A 17,330-nucleotide genomic window follows, 5' to 3' on the forward strand; every position below is an offset into this window, starting at 1 on the left:
ATTAGGCACCAATCAACAATACATACTTTAAGGTGAGTAATTCTGCTTTCGGGTTAACGTCCAAAAGTTCATTTTGTTGTTCAAACTGTTCGATAGCAAGCGCCTTACTTTTCTCAAGGACTTGTTCTAATGCGCTAGTAAATCTAGTTTTGCTTACCAAAGGTTCAATCAACTGCCATACATCTGTATTACTTTCGCCAGTTTGGATAGTGATATTTGTGTCCTGGTAAGGCACCTGGTTACCACCGATTTCCACTTGTCCATTAGCAGAACTGTATGCAGCACTCACTAAGGTTGCCATATTCAATGGTGTAGGGCTCCCGCTTTCACCGAATACTCCTAGAGAAACAACAGGTGGATATTGTGCATCCAGAACGATTTGAGCTGATGTAGAGTTTGCTTTCCCTTCAACTAACCACTGCGGAATAAAAAATAACATTGGCTCTTGTTTAATTGGGATCTTACGAATGATTGCGCTACTGTTTGCTAGCGTAGACTGACGAGATACCTCAGCAATAGCATCTACAAACGGTTGACCATATCTAAGTGGGTAACTGCCATTTTTTACACTATTGACTCTAGATATAGATAGTTCTTGGGTTACCGGAGAAATATAATCAGATGCCTCGATATCTAGTCCTACAATACATTTATCAATCAATGTAGAAGAACGCATTTTTGTAGAACCTGACGAATACTCAAATCGATATACGTCGCAGTTTTCTGTCGGACTAAGTCTAAATAGCATCCCCTCCTTGATCCAATCAACGAGCGCAGTCGATTCTTCAAATGCTTCGTCATCCTCGCGCATTTGTGTAAGTCGCTTTTCTGCCTCTTCCGCATCGATATCGACTGTCGCTAGTTTCGCGATAATATCTAAATGGTTGTAAGTACTGCGTGTTTTATCTCGAAGCTTTTCTTCAGCATCTTCTAATGCTAAATAGCCTTCTTGCAAAACTGCTGGCCAGATTTCTTCATGAAGCAGTTTATCGATCTCATCTTGAATATTTGCTCTGTAATGAGAGAAACAACCAACCCCCTTCATCAAAGATTGCACCCATTTGTTATAAAATGTACTTCTCGCGGTGGAGAGAATCATTGTGTCGATTGGGTTTACACCAGTAGACAATGCACTATAACGGTTCAAACGACCATTACGTTGCTCAATCCTGCTTATCGACATCGGCATACTATAATGTATCGCTAGTCGGGTCTGCCCTTGCAAATTAAGTCCGTCTTCACCCCTTTCATCACATACCAACACCCTAGTAAGATCATCAGAATTAAAGACTGGAGTTTCTCCCTGTTGATGACGTTCTACAGTTACATCAGCATTCTCACTGAGGAACTGATATACATTGTCTGCCGTAAGTAGGTCTCCGCAAAAGACCACCGCCTTACCCTCAGGGTTCGATGATAGCCATGTTGACAATGCTCTGCTCAATGCTCGATTTTTGGTAACCTGCTCATTTTCTACTTGTTCCAGCATATTTTCCCAATGGGAATTTTCAATACTGGAGCTATTAACCTGTTTTAGATACCTCTCCGCCGTATCAGCAAAGCTAATTGGACTTGTTAACAACGACTCTACTATGCGCTTAAATTGAGTCAGTTCTAGTTGATTAAAATTGTCACCAGTCACCATTTCAGAACGATATTGCTCAAAATGTTCATCAAGATAGGCTTCTTCTTTTGGTGCATCCCAGATTACGGTTTGGACTGGATTTAAACCCGGGAATAAGTTTTCTATCTCACTAACCTCGTTCTCCACCATACCCGTTGCTCTAGAAGTGCGAATCATACGGTAATCAAAGAGGTATCTATTGTTGAGGTATTCAGACAACTGCTGAATTAAGTTATCACGTTGAACTGGATCTTTGTCCATGGCGAACATATTAACCAAAGGCAAAAGAGCTTGAACTAAACCTTCTAAGGTTGGATCGTCGATTTCCAAACCGAGCAAATCGTTTAAAGAAGTGTAAAGAAGATAGTCCTCGTTTTCCGGAACAAAAATGCGGCTTAACTCTCTGATGCGATCCTGCATAGGAAGCAGTTGATTAAACAATGCTATGGTTCTGTCCGTTAATGGGAAGTTTTCTGAGTTGAGTAAATGCAGCAATGCAAGATATGCCGAACGATGCCCGGCCATTGGCGTTCCGGTCAACAACAAAGTAATCTCTGATTGATTTGTCAGTGTTGATATTGAACTAAACAACTCACTTTCCATCCAGTTATCGTTAAATGGAAAGCTCGAAATCTGGTGTACCTCGTCGATAACAACCATCGTTGGTGTGTGTTCATATGTCAGTGCTTGGCTGAAAGTAAGAATATCGACGTTAGGGTCATCATTATCCTCATCGGTGTTTAGCACTGCACCCAGATGGAAACGTTCAGTTAGTTCTTGCTCCCATTGCTGAGAAAGAGAGTCGGGTACCAATACTAGTACTTTTGAGTGACGGCCCTTTTCAAGGACATGTTGTCGAATGATAAACCCAGCTTCAATCGTCTTTCCTAAGCCAACTTCATCACAGAGTAGATATTTTTTGTTCGTATCCTTTAGCACTTCATACACAGCTGCCAATTGGTGCTTTTCAAGCTCGACAGAGCTTGACAGCAATGCCGCGATTGAACGACAAGAGCGGCGTTGGGAATAGTACTCAGAATAAAACTTTGAGAGCAAATTACAAAGAAACGGTGACGATGTCCCCTGTCCCTTCAAAAATTCTTCGACGTTAAATTGATGATCGGGAAAGGCATTGGGAACGTATAATTCTGACAAGTCGTAGGCATCTTTCATCTTCATTGAAAAAACGACTAGTGCCTGCTCTCCCGGTCTTTCTCCTTGGTAGTAACCCATTTTCCAAGAGTTTGTTCCTGGGAATTGAACAAAGACTTCAGTATTCAATCCTAAAGAGGTAACCGCTTGTAGTTCTGCAGCCGGAACATTGATGCTGTTGGCCATTGGTCTGAGTGGAGAAGCAAAAAATCCGATTTCTGCTGACTTCGTTTCAAGATCAATTGATATAATTTTCCCAACACCTTTAAATACTGTTGAGCTTGTGACTAAAGAACCAACTCTTACCGAAGACATTAACCCTCCTAAAACCAAATCAAACTGAACTGAGCTCGTTCAACCTATGAAATACCTTTGAATATTTATGTTCCAGTCGTACCAAAACTGACAAATTCAAAAGTACAACTTAAACCACACTATATGGCTTAAGTTGAGTAAGAAATGTACATTTCATCACAGTGTTGTAATTACCTTTTTGCGCCACAACAATGAAACGACATACTGTATCTGTGACGTATTTTGTATTATTTGAGCAGTAAAGCCAATAAAAATTAATGAAAAAATAGACCTTTACCACCGTTGTATTTATTGAATCCCCCCCTAACCCCTACCAATTAGGAGGCAAACTATACTGTGCAAAAACACTAGCTTATTGAGTGCAAAAAAAATCCCCTTCAATGAAGGGGATTTCTTGATGTGGTCTAGTTTCCTAAAACCTGAGGTTCTTAAATACACCACCTGTTTTTACTGTTGTGGTCGAACTAGTTACATCTTGAACACCACGGCTTTTAACACAATAGTGTGTTGCTTCAAATTTGACATAAATGTCTTCTACATTAAGAAGCGTTTTCAACGCCAAATAGACTTGAGCGGTGAGTCTCTCTTGAACCTGCGGTCTTTGCGCGAAAAACCTTACGATGCGATTAATTTTTGACAGGCCAATTACTTTATCTTTTGGGATGTAACCCACAGTTGCTAGACCATCAAAGACAACTAAGTGATGCTCACAAGTACTTGTGAAAGAAATATCTTTAACTACGATCTCTTCATCGACATACATTTTGTTCTCAATCGTAGTGATTTTCGGAAAATTACCGTAATCGAGGCCAGAAAAAATCTCATCTACATACATTTTTGCAATACGCTTAGGCGTCTCAGACAAACTGTCATCGTTCAAGTCCAGAGATAGTGCGTTAAGAATATCTCTTGTCGCATTCTCAATCACTGCAAATTTCTCATCATGATTCAAAGTTTGCTCAATCAACGGTGTTTCAAGACCTGCTGCAGCAAGAACTTCTTTAACCATATATGCTTCATGTGACAATTCATTCATTTTGTTCAACCGACGATTTCGTTCAAATAAGTAGCTTTATTTTGCTCGTAAGATGCTAAACCGTCAGCTCTTAACTTACATGATGGGCAATCACCACAACCATTACCAATAACACCGTTATAGCAAGTTAGGGTTTTCTCTCTAACAAAATCTAAATGTCCAAGTTTATCAGCTAATGCCCATGTTTGAGCTTTATCTAACCACATTAGAGGGGTTATTAAGGACACGTCATACTCCATTCCCTGCTTAAGCGCACTTTCCATTGCCTTTACAAATGAATTTCTGCAATCTGGGTAGCCAGAAAAATCCGTTTCACAAACTCCTGTAATAACCGCAGATGCGCCTATTTGGTAAGCATAGATACCGGAGAGAGTTAAAAATAGAATATTCCGTCCAGGAACAAATGAATTTGGTAAACCATTGCTCTGTAGTTCATGAGAAACCGGAATATCATCACGAGTCAATGAACTGATAGCCAATTCATTTAGCAACGATACATCTAGTACTTTATGAGCCTTAACCCCCAACTCAATAGCTATAGACTTTGCAACTTCTATCTCAAGCTTATGCCTTTGACCATAGTCAAAAGTAATCGCATGGACTTCATCATACTCGTTGAGCGCTTCAATTAAACAAGTGGTAGAGTCTTGTCCACCACTAAAAACTACTACTGCTTTTTTCATCAGATACTCCTAAGCGATTTGAAGGTATTTATGCGTTTGGATAGATAAACGCCAATTGTTCAGAATACAATGTCGAATGCACAGTTCAGTAGCCCTAGTTTTTTGGCTAATAGGTTGCAACGCCACAACGACATCATTTCTCGTGCAGTGGTCTTCAAGCATTCTTTGTAGATTCTCAATGTCTTTTTCTGTCCCTACTGGATGCTTAATTTCGTTGGCTCGCTCTATAGCTGATCCCAAAACCTTAAACCCACCTTTCATATTGACCTTAGGAGAAACGGTAACCCAAGTAGTATCAGTAGCTTTAACCTCAAATGTTCCGCTAGTCTCAATTTGACAAGTAAAACCAAAATACTCCAGTTGACTGGTCACTTCTGATAAGTCATATATGCACGGTTCCCCACCTGTAATTACTATGTGTTTAGCTGTCCAGTTTGCTTTAAAATAACTGACCAGTTCCGAAATCGTAGTGTTACACCAAGTTGGAGAGTCTTGATCTTTATTTGCCATATTTTGAAGATTAACTTCGTCGCAAGCTTCTACTTTCCAAGTATGTTTTGTATCACACCACGAACAACCAATCGGACAACCTTGTAAGCGAAGGAAGATCGAAGGCACACCTGTATACACTCCTTCACCCTGTATAGTTTCGAATATTTCATTGACCTTTAACAAGCATTACCTCTCTTTCTTGTAAGTCGTATAAGCGCACTAAGTGTTCTGTTACCAAGTTGATGTCTTGAGATAAATTCTGGATTTGATTCCACTTTCTAATTATAGGTTGACCATCATGATCCAATCCAAAATCCCAAGCCCCATGACTCCACACACAATATGGCTTTAATCTTTCCAACTTTTTCTTAGCACATTCGAAAAATGATGTCTCTGTTTCATCAATTTCAAATGTATAGAATATTTCATCGAATAACTGGCCGAGAGCGATGATCCCTGCCCCATGAAAAAGCCTCGATTCTTTAGGCTTTTTACCCCAATCTTCTGCGAAGGTACTTTTGACGGCTGAAAAGTAGTCACAAAGTAAGCTAATCATTTGGTCACAATCTTCAGGGTTATATGTCTCTTGTGCTTTGTTACTAAAAGCATATAGTGCTCCTTCACGTAAGCTATTATCAACCATTTTCATTAACGAGTTGTCGGCAATAATACCTAAAGGGTTTGTCACTAGTTTCACTAGGCCGTTAAGCGGTGAGCATTTTTCGTAATTTAAGAGTTGTACGATTAATGAAGGTAGTTTGCGCCTAGTTAGTTCCTGACTAAACAAGCCATTAGCATGAGGCAGCAATTCATAAATTAAACTTTTAGGTAAGGGTTTAGCTGAATTAATGAGTAAGAACTGTTGTCTCTCAAAATCCTCATCATCATTGATAAAAGCACACACAGGAAGGTAGAAGTCTTTTTTCCCCGAAAGCCTAAGCGCCGCAACTCGTTGCTGCCCATCCACAATCAATGCACTTTTGGCTTGCTCTGGTATCTCAAGTTCATATAACTCGTTGTCGATTGGCTTCAGTTCCACATCACTACTCAAACTTAATATAATCGAATTAGGTATAATCCCACCTTCGGAGTTTATATAGTCTGAAATATTGTTTATGTGATTTCGTACTTCTGGCCTCTGATACCCTTTCAACTCGGTCTCATCACGCATAACTCTTGTTATAGTCGATATGGACTCTATCTCATCAAGGTTCATGTTGAGTTGAAAGAGTTTGAATCCGCTGCTTTGTTTAATTATCAGTGCTTTCTTTTTCATAAATTACCCACCATCAAGTTTTTATAGAAGTCCTGTAAGTTATGAAATGCTCTGCGTTTGTTTCTTTCTGTCCCTCGAAACACCAACACCTCGATGCCAATAGCCTTGCAAATGTTACAACCACACTGCTCCCAAGGGCGAGCTATAAGAGTTCTACTATATTCATCATTTAGGCTCCCCTCCCTGTTAAAGACTAACTTCTCATACGCTTGGATAGCGTACAAAGTGGCTTCAACTCCTAATAGATATTGTCCGTATAACCTAACTGCCTGCAGCGCGTTTCTCTCTAATCGCGAAACGTTCTCTTGGCTGATTTGACCGGATGAAATAGCATTTTTAACTCGAGTATTACCAAAGGACTGAGGTAAACGGATAGCGCAATATGTATCTCCATTTAGCCTAAAGTTATGCTTTTCACTCAAGAATGATTGTTTCAGCGGTGTTGTACTATCAACGCTAATAACGTTACGACTTGCAAGGTGAGGTAAAATATCTTGTCGGCCGATACCCAATAAGTGAATGCCATAATCCCCTGGTACTTTTTCATGTATCTGATCTAACAGATCGCAAATCTGCATAGAGTCCAAAGTGACGATACCGCCAATCGTGATGTGTTTGTATCCCATCGATTTTAATGCCGAGACTGACTTTATATAACTAGCCTTATCCCACCCCTGAGCAACACCATATGGAGTAAAAGCATAGTTTCGTTGTTGCCTTAGAAACTCTTCTGCGTTGTTTAACGATAGTTCTACACGTGCAAGATGTTTCGCCTTCGCCTCAAGAAGTAACTCGTTGTTAGTATCATTGTAACCAACAACTACATGATCTAGGGATACACCACTGTCCACTCTCGTTTTGACATAGAAGTTAATCAGATCGTCAGTGGTATATGGTGGTGTATCTTGTTGGATATATGAAAATGCTCCGCTGTCGCCCATCACTTCGTAATGTTGGCTGAGTCGGAAAAATTGATGTGCTCCTTCCCGATATAATCGATATCTTTGTCCACGTGAATAACGTGTTTTGTCCGTTTTTCCAGGCAGACCATCAACAATCGCTTTTGAAATTAGTAGTCCATCATAGGGCTTAGCCAGTAATTGATGTGCATAAACATCATCTCGCTGAGTAACTCTCAGCGATTGGTGCTTTTCTGTTTCAAAATCGAAAAGTGGGTCTACAAAGTCTTGGCTATCGGGGAAAAAGTACTTCATTTGCACCTCCTACTGAAACTAAGCATATACGAAGTTCCGTGTTTCAGCTAGACTTCAAGCTTAAGAAAAATCAACACCGAAACTCTATAAGCTTAAATGGAAATCGTATGAACAAAATACATTTATTGATTCCTTGCACGGCAAGAAAAACTCTCGATGTTCCAGTTTCTATGAATATCTCCGAACATTCTTTCGACACCCTTCAAGAGACCCTTGAAAATTGGGAACAAGCTTTTTCTAAAGCCCAAAAGAAAGTAAAAGCTAAAGATTTATATTCTGGTCAAACATTTGCAAAGTTGCGTTTAAAAAGTAAAGAACTCAATTTGTCTTTGAAAATTCTTTCCGCTGGGTTTGGATTAATCGACGGAGAAACAGAGTTACCAGGCTACAACGCTACATTCGCGCCCAACAAAAATCGAGTTCCTGCTCCTAATAACAGTTGGTGGCATGCTGTTAACCAATCAAAATTACCTAGTCTTTCTTTAAAAGAAACATTTAAGGGTAACCAAGATGATTACTTTGTCGTCGTTGCTAGCAGTGAGTATCTACAAGCTATTCAGGCAGACTTGGTAGAGACTTTCTCTGAGTTTAAGAACGCTCCAAAACATTTTGCTATCATCGCCACTTCAATACCAAAACCTCTAACGTCTTATTCAACATGTTTTGTTAAATGTTCTCGACAAGTCCTAGACCATAAGAACGCTAAAAACTATGGATTAAGCATTGCTGATAGAAGCATTACTGCGATTGCTGCACTCATGTTTTTGAATAAAATAGAACTTACAAAACCCGACTTCAGTGATACTATCTCCGCCCTAAATTTAGATTTCGCTCAACTAACTCCAAAACAAAAACAACCACGCACGAAACGTGATGATGATTTCATCGTTGATTTTATCAAGAATGAAATTTTAACTGGAGAACACAAGCCTGTTTCTGGTGCGGCAGCATTGAAGATATATCAAGCTTCAGGCAATGCGTGCACCGATAAACGTTTTGCGACTATCTACAAACAAGTTAAATCAGAAAAAGGTTTATCGTGACTAAGTTCCGCTTCTACTTTCCAGACAATAAAGACTTTGTTGACCCAAATTTTAATGGCCGTGACAACAGTCGTACAAAATATCACCGCCAGTATGATGATGATCACTACCCTCACCAGATCCTCGCAGAACTGCCTTATGATGGTATGTTAGTGTCGCTTGCAGGTGTGGGAACAATGCAAAAACGTGGTAAGTACTACGAACAAGAATTAACCGAAGACTTCTACTTTAACGGTGCTCGTGAATTTCTTCGTCTTGATACAAAAAAATTCGAGAACGTAAAATTGATGGGAGACTGTGGTGCTTTCGATTACCACAACGAGTACGAACCTCCATTTACCGTCGACGAATTAATTGAATTTTATGACAGGGGTGGGTTCGATTACGGTATTTCTCTCGACCACATTGTTTTTCCATATTTCAAGAATGAAGCCGCAAAAGACGCCGCTGCAGAGAAGTGTGACCTTCACGAATTGATCGCAGAAAGTGAACGTCGCATTGATATTACATTGAAGAATGCTAGAGAGTTCTACGAAAAAGCTAAAGGTTACCGCTTTGAAGCTTACGGTGTGGCTCATGGCTACGATAAAAGTTCTTTTCTTCGTTCAGTCAAGGAGTTACAAAACATCGGTTACCGCAGAATCACAATCGGCGGTATGATTAAATCTAAAACTGATGAATTACTTGAACTACTAGAGAGCTTAAGTGAGATTCGAGAGCCAGACACGCAATTCCATTTACTAGGAATTTGCCGCTTTCAAAACATTCCTGCATACATAAAAGCAGGCGTGACAAGTGCGGATAGTACATCTCCTCTAATGCAGGGACTGAAAGGTGGTAAGTACTACTCGGTAAACTCAGAGTCTACAAGCTTTGATGAATCCCTGATGATTCGAGTTAGACAATGTGATCATGATAATGTCCAAAAGCACATAGACAAGCATCGAGACGAATTACGTCAGCACATAGCAGAGCTTCAAGCAAACGGCGAATTTGATATTGATCTCTCCAATACAGCGTTATCTATTAACGAGTGTATTAAGCGACTTGAAGTGGACTGTCTTAAAAAACTTCAGCAATACGATGACACTGGACTGGATTTAGATAGCACACTAAAAGCGTTAGTTGCTTACGAGAAAGTAACCAACGAGAACTACTTGCCGTCTAACTTGACTGGAGCCAAATTAGCGCCCCTAAAGCGTAACGAAATCAAGTATCGTGAATTTCTAAATGCAAGAGAATGGCGTCAATGTACTTGTGGTATTTGTAAAGGTGGTTTAATGAATATAGTTTTCCGTTCAAACCAATCAAATCGACGTCGCGGTATTCACAACCTAGCAATCGTCACCAAACACAAAAACCAAATGCTTGAATCTATCAATCTTGTAACTAAGTAATAATTATGTCAGAAATTTTAAAAATTAAAGCGATCCAAGAGGTCGTAAATGGCGTGACTGTTTATACAGGTTGGGTCGAAGGTAAAAAAGTACGAGACGTTGCCAAAATTGTTCACATTACCCGCGATGGCGAATATATCCATGGGTATCAACGAAGTGAACTACCGAAACACATTGATTCTATCACTGATTACGTAGAGTCTAAAAACTCTACTATTTTGGCTAACTTAGTCATAGGGTTTAACAACACAGTTACGTTCGAACCCGTCATACCTGGTTCTGAATTTGGTTACTTATATGTACCTTATGACCCGGAAAAGCCATCCAGTGAACTGCCTGGCGCTATCGTTGATGGTCAACAAAGATCGGGAGGCGTAAAGAACAGTCACCACGACAGTTACCCACTGCCCGTATCTATTTTCATATCAGAAAATGAAGCTGATTACGTACAACAGTTTTTGATCTTGAACTTAGGTAAACCGCTTACGACAGTGCAACTCAATGCATTGGCACTATACGGTGATATCTATAAGCCGCCAGCATTGGCCGAGAAAGCCTTCCCGCTATCACTGTGTGAAGAACTTGGGTTCCGAAATCCTGAGTCACCGCTATTTGGGTTAATTAAATCCAACGGTAACAAGGATGGCATTATCGCTGAATCATCAATCACTGAATTTGTGGTCAACGTTAGACGCCAGATTTTGAGCACACTCGATGTTCGTGTGTACCAAGAATTAGATGACAAAACAAAGCAAGAGTTCGTACAAATCCTAATCAACTTCTGGCAAGCAGTTGCCGAAGTATTTTCAGATGATTGGAATAATAAATCGCGAGATATGAAACGTTCTTACATAACGCATGGCACCTCGGTTATTGGTTTCTCTTACCTGTGTCGCCATATGCTTCGTGTATTCCAAACACCTAGTAAAAACATCGGGAATGAATCCGTACTTTCTAGCGAACTTCCTTCATGCAAGTTCTTTGTTAAAGAGTTATCTCTAATCAAAGAACACTGCCATTTTAGTAAAGGATACTGGACTTTAGGCCTAGCTCGTAACCCAGATGTTCAGGATCTACCTTATAGTCGACGTTGGAATGATTTCCAAAATACCACATCAGAAAAGCAATTGTTTTCAACAAACATTTTACGCTTGTATGAAATTCAAAAAGGTTGGCGCGAAGACTACCCTATCTACATAGACTAAGATCAAAAAGAGAAGGCATATCGCCTTCTCTTTGTTTATGATTCGAGCTCATCCATCAATTCATATAACAATCCAAGCTTCTCATACCCACAAAGCTCTACCATAGTGCGTAACTCAATATCTGACACTTGGTTATTCTGAGCTTTGTTCTTAAGCTCATTCCAATGTTCAGATCCTGCTTCAGGTGCTATCTGCCCACTAGATACCCCGATTAAAAATGGTTTTACTTCATATTGAAATAGACGAGAACCTATCAAGCTCAATTTGTATGCATCCATTGTCGTTTCTCCATCACGTACCCTTGCCGTTCACTAATCACTCTAACCTAGTCGGCAAAAATCTGAAATTAAGTGTATCACTGAGGCTAACACTTAATTATCGGGAACTACTAGCTTTTTGACCTACAATCATGAAATCTCACGGATTTAATTCCGTCATTAAAAGAGACTTAGACTGCTTGAACTAGAGAGTCCTATCAATAACTTACAAATGTTGATACGGTTTGGGTATAATATTATGTGTCAAACAACTATCAATATCATTAAGGTTTTATTTTGAATCTATTTGTTAAAGCACTAACTGTCATCGATGCTTCCTATCTATGTGATAAAAGAGGGATGGTGGGCGAGAGTTGGATTTTAGATGTGACCCTTTCTGGACAACTCAATGAAATGAGCATGGTTCTCGATTTCGGTCAGGTTAAATCGCAAATTAAACGTCTTGTTGATCAGTTTGTCGACCACCGCTTGCTTATCCCAAAGAGAAACCCATTGATTCACTCAGCTCAAACAAACTCTGGTTATACCAGTATAGATTTAGTGCGCGAGACCAAAAGCATATACTTGAACGGCCCCGATGAGGCGTACTGCTTTATAGATGCTGAGGAAATCAATATAGATAGCGTAACAAAGCATGTTTACCAATTGCTTAAAGGATATCTACCAGATAATGTTGACGGGTTAAACATCACCCTTCGCCCTGAAAAAATAGACGGCGCGTTTTATCACTATTCACACGGGTTAAAAAAACATGACGGGAATTGTCAGCGTATCGCTCATGGCCACCGCTCTCCTATTGAACTAATCGTAGATGGTCAAAGAGATCCAATTCGCGAGCTAGAGTTTTGCAAAAGGTGGGAAGACATATACCTTGGCTCTCTAGAAGATAAAGTGCCAACTACTTCCTTAACATTAAGTAACAACAGTCAAGGAATCTCTGAAGAGAGTCATTACGCATTCAGTTACACTAGTCCACAAGGTAAGTTTGAGCTCGCAATTTCCAAATGTGAAACCGAGATTTTGGATACCGATACCACTGTAGAGTTATTAGCCAATTATATTTCAAATGAAGTCCAGAAGTCTCTTAGCCCAACTCAAACGCTCAAAGTCGTTGCATACGAAGGTGTGGGGAAAGGAGCTATGGCTTTCCATAACTGCAAATAATTACCTGCTCTAAAATTAGCTCCTTCGCACGCTGGCACCAAGTGCGAAGGATTTCGACATTTTAGTCGTTACAACCAACACAATGCTGAATCCAATCAGATGTATCTGAACTGAACCACCCAATACTTCTCAACCCTGACGAAACACTTTCAGGGGAAATGTCCATCTCGTTTACTCATCTTTATTAAGACCCAACTTTTTATCACACCAAGCCATGATTTTCTCTGCATAGATAGTAACAACACCAACACCTAGCATAAGAAGAATATAGAGCCATCCAAGCCAGTAAAAAAGCTTTGGCACATTCGGAGCTATAATCGCAGTTATGCTACCGAACGACACTAGCGAAAAAACAACTTTCCAGAATAATTCCTGCATAGTGAACCTTTAACTCTGTTAATAGAACACCCAAGCTAGCATGTCTTATTTATTTCCAAAATCAGCAAGCATGAGCCCCACTCAAACCCTCAAAGTCGTTGCAGACGAAGGTATGCGTAAAGGAGCAATTGCTTTCCATAACTGTAAATGTTATCTGCTCTAGAATTAGCTCCTTCGCACGTCGGTCACAAGTGCGAAGAAGCTCTACATTTTAGTCGTTACAACCAACACGGTGCTGAATCCAATCAGATATATCAGAGCTTAACCACCCTACACTTCTTGGACCTAGTGAAACACTTTCAGGGAAATGCCCGTCTTTCATCCAACTGTAAATTGTACTTCTGCTAACTCCGACAATTTGCTTAACTTCTTCTAAGCGCAATACTCTTAAATCTTCCATATAAATCACCTGTACACCGTAGTGTTTTCCAATAGTTAGGTACTGTTTACAGTATTTAACTGCCGGTATTCTTCGCACAACTGACTTAAGGAACAAACTAACTGGCGTTTAATCTGTACATTTAGCATCATGATGGTTTCCTTTAAACTTCCAAATAAAACCAGCATAAAACTATGCGCAAAATTTCCTAAATGCGTGATACACAAACCATGAAGACCAAGATCACGATATAACCAATTGTTTTAAAAGAAATTTAAAAACTATTACGGGGAAATGAGATGGAGTTATGGTATTTAACAATGTAATAATTAGTCATAGATGAGATGTACATCACAAAATAAATAAAAATTCAAACCAAGGAGAACGTTATTGAATGAAGCGTAACTTCGACGAACCAAAGTGTTAAATGAAGTTTTATATTTCCTTTGTCAAAGTCCTAATAAAAATTTAATTATTTACTAAATAAATTAACAATTTTTATTAAGCAACGAAATTAATTGTGGCTAGTAAGTCGACCTAGTATTATTCTTGGTAAAAAGTTACCGATGAAACCAACACAAGTACTTACAAATGATTAATACATAATTGACTTCAACTATTCCATTAAATGTTCAGTTAATACATTGTCGGTGTATAAACCTAAACACATCGTCTATCAAAGAGATAGATATATCGTTCTCGAATTATTTAGATAATAATTTTGGTAATTACCTTATTGCGGTGTCGCGCTGAAGGTAAATGATACATTACTTAAGTAAATATCCAATTGAATATCGTCAACTCAACCACCTCAGTATAGGTGACTTACTTTCTCACTTAAATGCAGTCAGGAATTTGGGCAACATCACTCACATCGTAGTTGCCACCTTTGTGCTGTACTACCTAAAACCGTTAGAAAAGCATCGTCATTTTTAGCTACAAAAAGCAGTAAAGTTAATTTCATTAAATCTACTACTTAACGAATGTAGTAACAAAAAAGCATGCTTTTTTGTACTATATAGATACTAGTACAAAAAGACATGCTATTTAGTTCTATAGACTCATACTTTATCTACTGAAAATTTTATTACCGTAATTTAGATTTGCGTCGATGAACTCGTCGTGCCTCAGTGCTGTTGTGAAAATTGCCAATAGCAAGATATCTATCGTAGATCACTCCACAGTATCAAAGTGTGCAAACCGTTATTCTATAGAAGAACCCAAACGCCCCCAGTGCTGAAACAATACCTAACAAGAAGGTGCAATGGATTTTGGAACTACAGTTTTAATGCTATTGTAATTATTGTTAGGTTAATTAAGGAAAGGACATGCTTGACGGTTTGAAAGAACTTACTTTATTCACATTAGCTATCGTATTTTTGTTTCTAGGATGGGCTTTTTCTGGTGGTTTCACACCTCTTGACATATTAGTACCACTAGTCATCGTGATTCATTACATCTGGAATTTTAAATTTAAAAATAACGGCCAGTAAGATTTTACACATTAGGTAAGGGGATAACATGTGGTTTTCATTCATTATAATTTATTCTGTATTTCTCTATTCTAAATATAGGAAAGGCTATTTATATTTAGCAAAGCCTAAAAGGAAATTACCCAATGACAACTCTATATTCGAAGATGATCATAGACATTCACTCAATTATACATTATCACTAAGTAATATTTATTATAAAAAGGACTAATAGTTGTAAAGTTCTCTGGGACGATCTGCTTGTGACTGCAGCACGCAAAACCAACATTTAAAATTTCTAGTTATTTTCCACCGTTGAGGCCTATGTGTTGACGGTCTAGTTCAATAACTAGACCGTTAACAGAAGCATAAATTACATTTTGAAATATATGAGGGCTTGTCTAAAACTCTCCCATTAAACGTTTGTACGCTACGTCATCTCCGTACATCTTGTGGAATACTTTATATTTCGCGTCATAGAACCGCTTAATCTTTTCAGTTTGTGGCATTACGCTCTTACTGATGCGACTCATGGCATTCATAGCGTCTGGGATATCACTGTAGAAGTCAGCGGCGACAGAGCCGAGCATTGCAGAGCCCTGCAAAACGGCTTCGCTTTCTTCAGGCAACAAAATCATACAGCCAGTGGCGTTAGCATGTTCCTGTAAGAAGCCACTATTCTTAGTACCACCACCGCAAGCCATAATGGTATCAATCTCGAATCCAGCCTCGTTCATTACTTCAATGATATGACGTGTCCCTAAAGCAATACCTTGGTTAGATAACTTCTATTGGAAGAATATAGTTGCCCTTAAAGGGTGTAAGTTATGAGTTGCTTTAGCACTCCCATACAACTAGCCCACAACCTTAAGACTCTTCTTATCACTCATCGACAGACTTCCTGTTGCAGCCTCTTCAATACGGCCACTCCACCACACCATGAGAACTTTACGGCGTTCAAGGTAATCAGTGCGGTTGTATGCGCTTCTTACCTTATCCCTATCCACATGAGAAAGTGCAGCTTCAATAATGTCTGGATCAAAGTTCTGTTCATTTAGAGTGGTACTAGCTAATGCGCGTAAGCCATGAGACGTTTGCCTGCCCTTCATGCCCATTCTTACTAATGCCTTATTTGCTGTCTCTTTATTGATGTGATTTTTGTTACTTTTATCAGCAGGGAAAAGGTATTCACTATCACCCGTGATGAAATCAATGGTTTCCAATAGATCTAGAGTTTGTTTTGTTAAAGGGACAGTATGCACTCTTCCCTTTTTCATTCGTTCAGCAGGAATGACCCAAAGCATCTTTTCTCTGTCAATTTCATCCCAACGTGCACCAGCAGTTTCAGCTGGCCTTGTCATGGTGTGAAGTTGCCATTCTAGCAAGCAGCGAGTGATGGGTTTAATGGATGCGTAGTTGATTGTTTTGAGGAGCTCTGGAAGCTCATCTGGGGCTAACGAAGCTTGGTTGGTTACCTTGGCGGTTTCAAAGGCTTTACCAATGCCTGCGAGCTTGTTGTGCTCAATCACACCCGTGTTTACTGCAAAGGTCATTATCTCATTGAGGTTGCGACACAAGCGCCCGACTGTTTCTAGCTTACCTTGGTTAGCAATGGGTTTAATTGTTTTGATCGCTTGAGGGGCTGTTATATCGCTAAGTGGACACTTACCTAGATCCGGCAAGAGGTACTTTTCTATTCGTTGTTTTAACTTTTTAGCCGTTTGCTCTTTGACGCTTGTTCTCTTCACTTCAATCCAATCATCAAATACCGACTGTAACGTATTCGACAATTCTAACTGTTTTTCTCTAAGAGTAGTGTCACGGTGCTCTTTAGGGTCAATACCATCAGCAAGTAGTTCTCTCGCTTCAATAGCTTTGGTTCGAGCTTTAGCAAGCGATACAGATGGGTATTTACCAATACTGAGGTTTGCTCGCTTACGAGTAATTGGACGGTAATAGTTAAAGAGCCATAATTTGGAACCATTGGGCTTTATTCTCAATGCAAGACCATCACCATCGAGCAGGCTATATTCCTTTTCTTTTGGTTTTGCTTGTAAGATCTGAGTCGCTGTTAATGGGGTTGTTTTCCTAGCCATAGTAACATCACCAATCCGTATTTCCTGTAGTGTTACTAACAGTGTTACTTTAAACGGTGGATTTTACAACACATCATCGGTTCTCTTAGGACTATGAAATAGCTAAGAGACTGATAAAAAAGGAAT

General features: G+C 39.4%; 14 protein-coding genes and 1 pseudogene. 4 read left to right on the forward strand and 11 right to left on the reverse strand.

Features of this window, described 5'->3' with window-relative positions:
* Window position 1 precedes the first annotated feature (1 nt).
* The 6 genes from dpdE to dpdA (CWO13_RS11150) form a co-directional block, all read right to left on the reverse strand.
* The gene (gene dpdE / locus CWO13_RS11125; protein WP_108082951.1) at window positions 2-3,091 is read right to left on the reverse strand and encodes a protein DpdE; all 3,090 of its coding nucleotides are present in this window, start codon (window positions 3,089-3,091) and stop codon (window positions 2-4) included.
* A gap of 412 nt (window positions 3,092-3,503) precedes the next feature.
* Window positions 3,504-4,127: a GTP cyclohydrolase I FolE gene (gene folE / locus CWO13_RS11130; RefSeq protein WP_108083009.1), complete on the reverse strand. Its 624-nt coding sequence runs from the start codon at window positions 4,125-4,127 to the stop codon at window positions 3,504-3,506.
* A gap of 5 nt (window positions 4,128-4,132) precedes the next feature.
* Entirely contained in the window at window positions 4,133-4,810 is a 678-nt protein-coding gene (queC, locus tag CWO13_RS11135; RefSeq protein ID WP_102278586.1) for a 7-cyano-7-deazaguanine synthase QueC, read from the reverse strand.
* Between the two features lie 9 nt (window positions 4,811-4,819).
* Entirely contained in the window at window positions 4,820-5,485 is a 666-nt protein-coding gene (gene queE, locus CWO13_RS11140; RefSeq protein WP_108082952.1) for a 7-carboxy-7-deazaguanine synthase QueE, read from the reverse strand.
* Window positions 5,469-6,578 carry a DGQHR domain-containing protein DpdB gene (gene dbpB / locus CWO13_RS11145; RefSeq protein WP_108082953.1) on the reverse strand — a complete coding sequence of 370 codons (1,110 nt, stop codon included), beginning with the start codon at window positions 6,576-6,578 and terminating at the stop codon, window positions 5,469-5,471. The genes queE and dbpB overlap by 17 nt, the downstream gene beginning before the upstream one ends.
* The gene (dpdA, locus tag CWO13_RS11150) at window positions 6,575-7,792 is read right to left on the reverse strand and encodes a tRNA-guanine transglycosylase DpdA (protein ID WP_108082954.1); all 1,218 of its coding nucleotides are present in this window, start codon (window positions 7,790-7,792) and stop codon (window positions 6,575-6,577) included. The genes dbpB and dpdA (CWO13_RS11150) overlap by 4 nt, the downstream gene beginning before the upstream one ends.
* Before the next feature lie 107 nt (window positions 7,793-7,899).
* Between dpdA (CWO13_RS11150) and CWO13_RS11155 the strand changes: the two genes are divergently transcribed.
* Genes CWO13_RS11155 through CWO13_RS11165 form a run of 3 tightly spaced genes read left to right on the forward strand, consistent with a single transcriptional unit; the run spans window position 7,900 to window position 11,437 of the window.
* Window positions 7,900-8,835 (forward strand): DUF6884 domain-containing protein, encoded by a 936-nt coding sequence (locus CWO13_RS11155; RefSeq protein ID WP_108082955.1) that lies wholly within the window; start codon window positions 7,900-7,902, stop codon window positions 8,833-8,835.
* The gene (dpdA, locus tag CWO13_RS11160) at window positions 8,832-10,232 is read left to right on the forward strand and encodes a tRNA-guanine transglycosylase DpdA (protein ID WP_108082956.1); all 1,401 of its coding nucleotides are present in this window, start codon (window positions 8,832-8,834) and stop codon (window positions 10,230-10,232) included. Before CWO13_RS11155 ends, dpdA (CWO13_RS11160) begins: the two co-directional genes overlap by 4 nt.
* A 5-nt stretch (window positions 10,233-10,237) precedes the next feature.
* Window positions 10,238-11,437: a DGQHR domain-containing protein gene (locus CWO13_RS11165; RefSeq protein WP_108082957.1), complete on the forward strand. Its 1,200-nt coding sequence runs from the start codon at window positions 10,238-10,240 to the stop codon at window positions 11,435-11,437.
* 35 nt (window positions 11,438-11,472) lie between these two features.
* Here CWO13_RS11165 and CWO13_RS11170 read toward each other — a convergent pair whose 3' ends face one another.
* Complete coding sequence (locus CWO13_RS11170; protein ID WP_108082958.1) at window positions 11,473-11,715, reverse strand: hypothetical protein; 243 nt, start codon at window positions 11,713-11,715, stop codon at window positions 11,473-11,475.
* A 276-nt stretch (window positions 11,716-11,991) separates the two neighbouring features.
* On the opposite strand from CWO13_RS11170, the gene CWO13_RS11175 reads away from it, so the two are divergent.
* A complete protein-coding gene (locus CWO13_RS11175) occupies window positions 11,992-12,879 on the forward strand; it encodes a 6-pyruvoyl trahydropterin synthase family protein (protein WP_108082959.1) in 888 nt (295 codons plus the stop codon).
* Window positions 12,880-13,050: 171 nt separating this feature from the next.
* Here the strand turns inward: CWO13_RS11175 and CWO13_RS11185 are convergent, their stop codons facing one another.
* From CWO13_RS11185 to CWO13_RS11200, 4 genes and pseudogenes are all read right to left on the reverse strand, one after another.
* Window positions 13,051-13,257, reverse strand: a complete 207-nt coding sequence (locus CWO13_RS11185) for a hypothetical protein (RefSeq protein ID WP_108082960.1) — start codon at window positions 13,255-13,257, stop codon at window positions 13,051-13,053.
* Between the two features lie 211 nt (window positions 13,258-13,468).
* Entirely contained in the window at window positions 13,469-13,657 is a 189-nt protein-coding gene (locus CWO13_RS11190) for a helix-turn-helix transcriptional regulator (RefSeq protein WP_219910246.1), read from the reverse strand.
* Between the two features lie 1,852 nt (window positions 13,658-15,509).
* Window positions 15,510-15,884 (reverse strand): annotated as a pseudogene (locus CWO13_RS11195) (FGGY-family carbohydrate kinase); the annotation flags it as partial.
* A 78-nt stretch (window positions 15,885-15,962) separates the two neighbouring features.
* Window positions 15,963-17,204 carry an integrase domain-containing protein gene (locus CWO13_RS11200; protein ID WP_108082962.1) on the reverse strand — a complete coding sequence of 414 codons (1,242 nt, stop codon included), beginning with the start codon at window positions 17,202-17,204 and terminating at the stop codon, window positions 15,963-15,965.
* Window positions 17,205-17,330: the final 126 nt, after the last annotated feature.

The organism is Vibrio sp. ZF 223 (genome assembly GCF_003050585.1).
Classification (GTDB): domain Bacteria; phylum Pseudomonadota; class Gammaproteobacteria; order Enterobacterales; family Vibrionaceae; genus Vibrio; species Vibrio crassostreae.

Coding starts and splice junctions, on each gene's coding strand:
- CWO13_RS11170 (WP_108082958.1), bottom strand. CDS start 11,715: ATGGATGCATACAAATTGAGCTTGATAGGTTCTCGTCTATTTCAATAT.
- CWO13_RS11185 (WP_108082960.1), bottom strand. CDS start 13,257: ATGCAGGAATTATTCTGGAAAGTTGTTTTTTCGCTAGTGTCGTTCGGT.
- CWO13_RS11200 (WP_108082962.1), bottom strand. CDS start 17,204: ATGGCTAGGAAAACAACCCCATTAACAGCGACTCAGATCTTACAAGCA.
- CWO13_RS11190 (WP_219910246.1), bottom strand. CDS start 13,657: ATGGAAGATTTAAGAGTATTGCGCTTAGAAGAAGTTAAGCAAATTGTC.
- CWO13_RS11155 (WP_108082955.1), top strand. CDS start 7,900: ATGAACAAAATACATTTATTGATTCCTTGCACGGCAAGAAAAACTCTC.
- queC (WP_102278586.1), bottom strand. CDS start 4,810: ATGAAAAAAGCAGTAGTAGTTTTTAGTGGTGGACAAGACTCTACCACT.
- dpdE (WP_108082951.1), bottom strand. CDS start 3,091: ATGTCTTCGGTAAGAGTTGGTTCTTTAGTCACAAGCTCAACAGTATTT.
- CWO13_RS11165 (WP_108082957.1), top strand. CDS start 10,238: ATGTCAGAAATTTTAAAAATTAAAGCGATCCAAGAGGTCGTAAATGGC.
- dpdA (WP_108082954.1), bottom strand. CDS start 7,792: ATGAAGTACTTTTTCCCCGATAGCCAAGACTTTGTAGACCCACTTTTC.
- folE (WP_108083009.1), bottom strand. CDS start 4,127: ATGAATGAATTGTCACATGAAGCATATATGGTTAAAGAAGTTCTTGCT.
- dbpB (WP_108082953.1), bottom strand. CDS start 6,578: ATGAAAAAGAAAGCACTGATAATTAAACAAAGCAGCGGATTCAAACTC.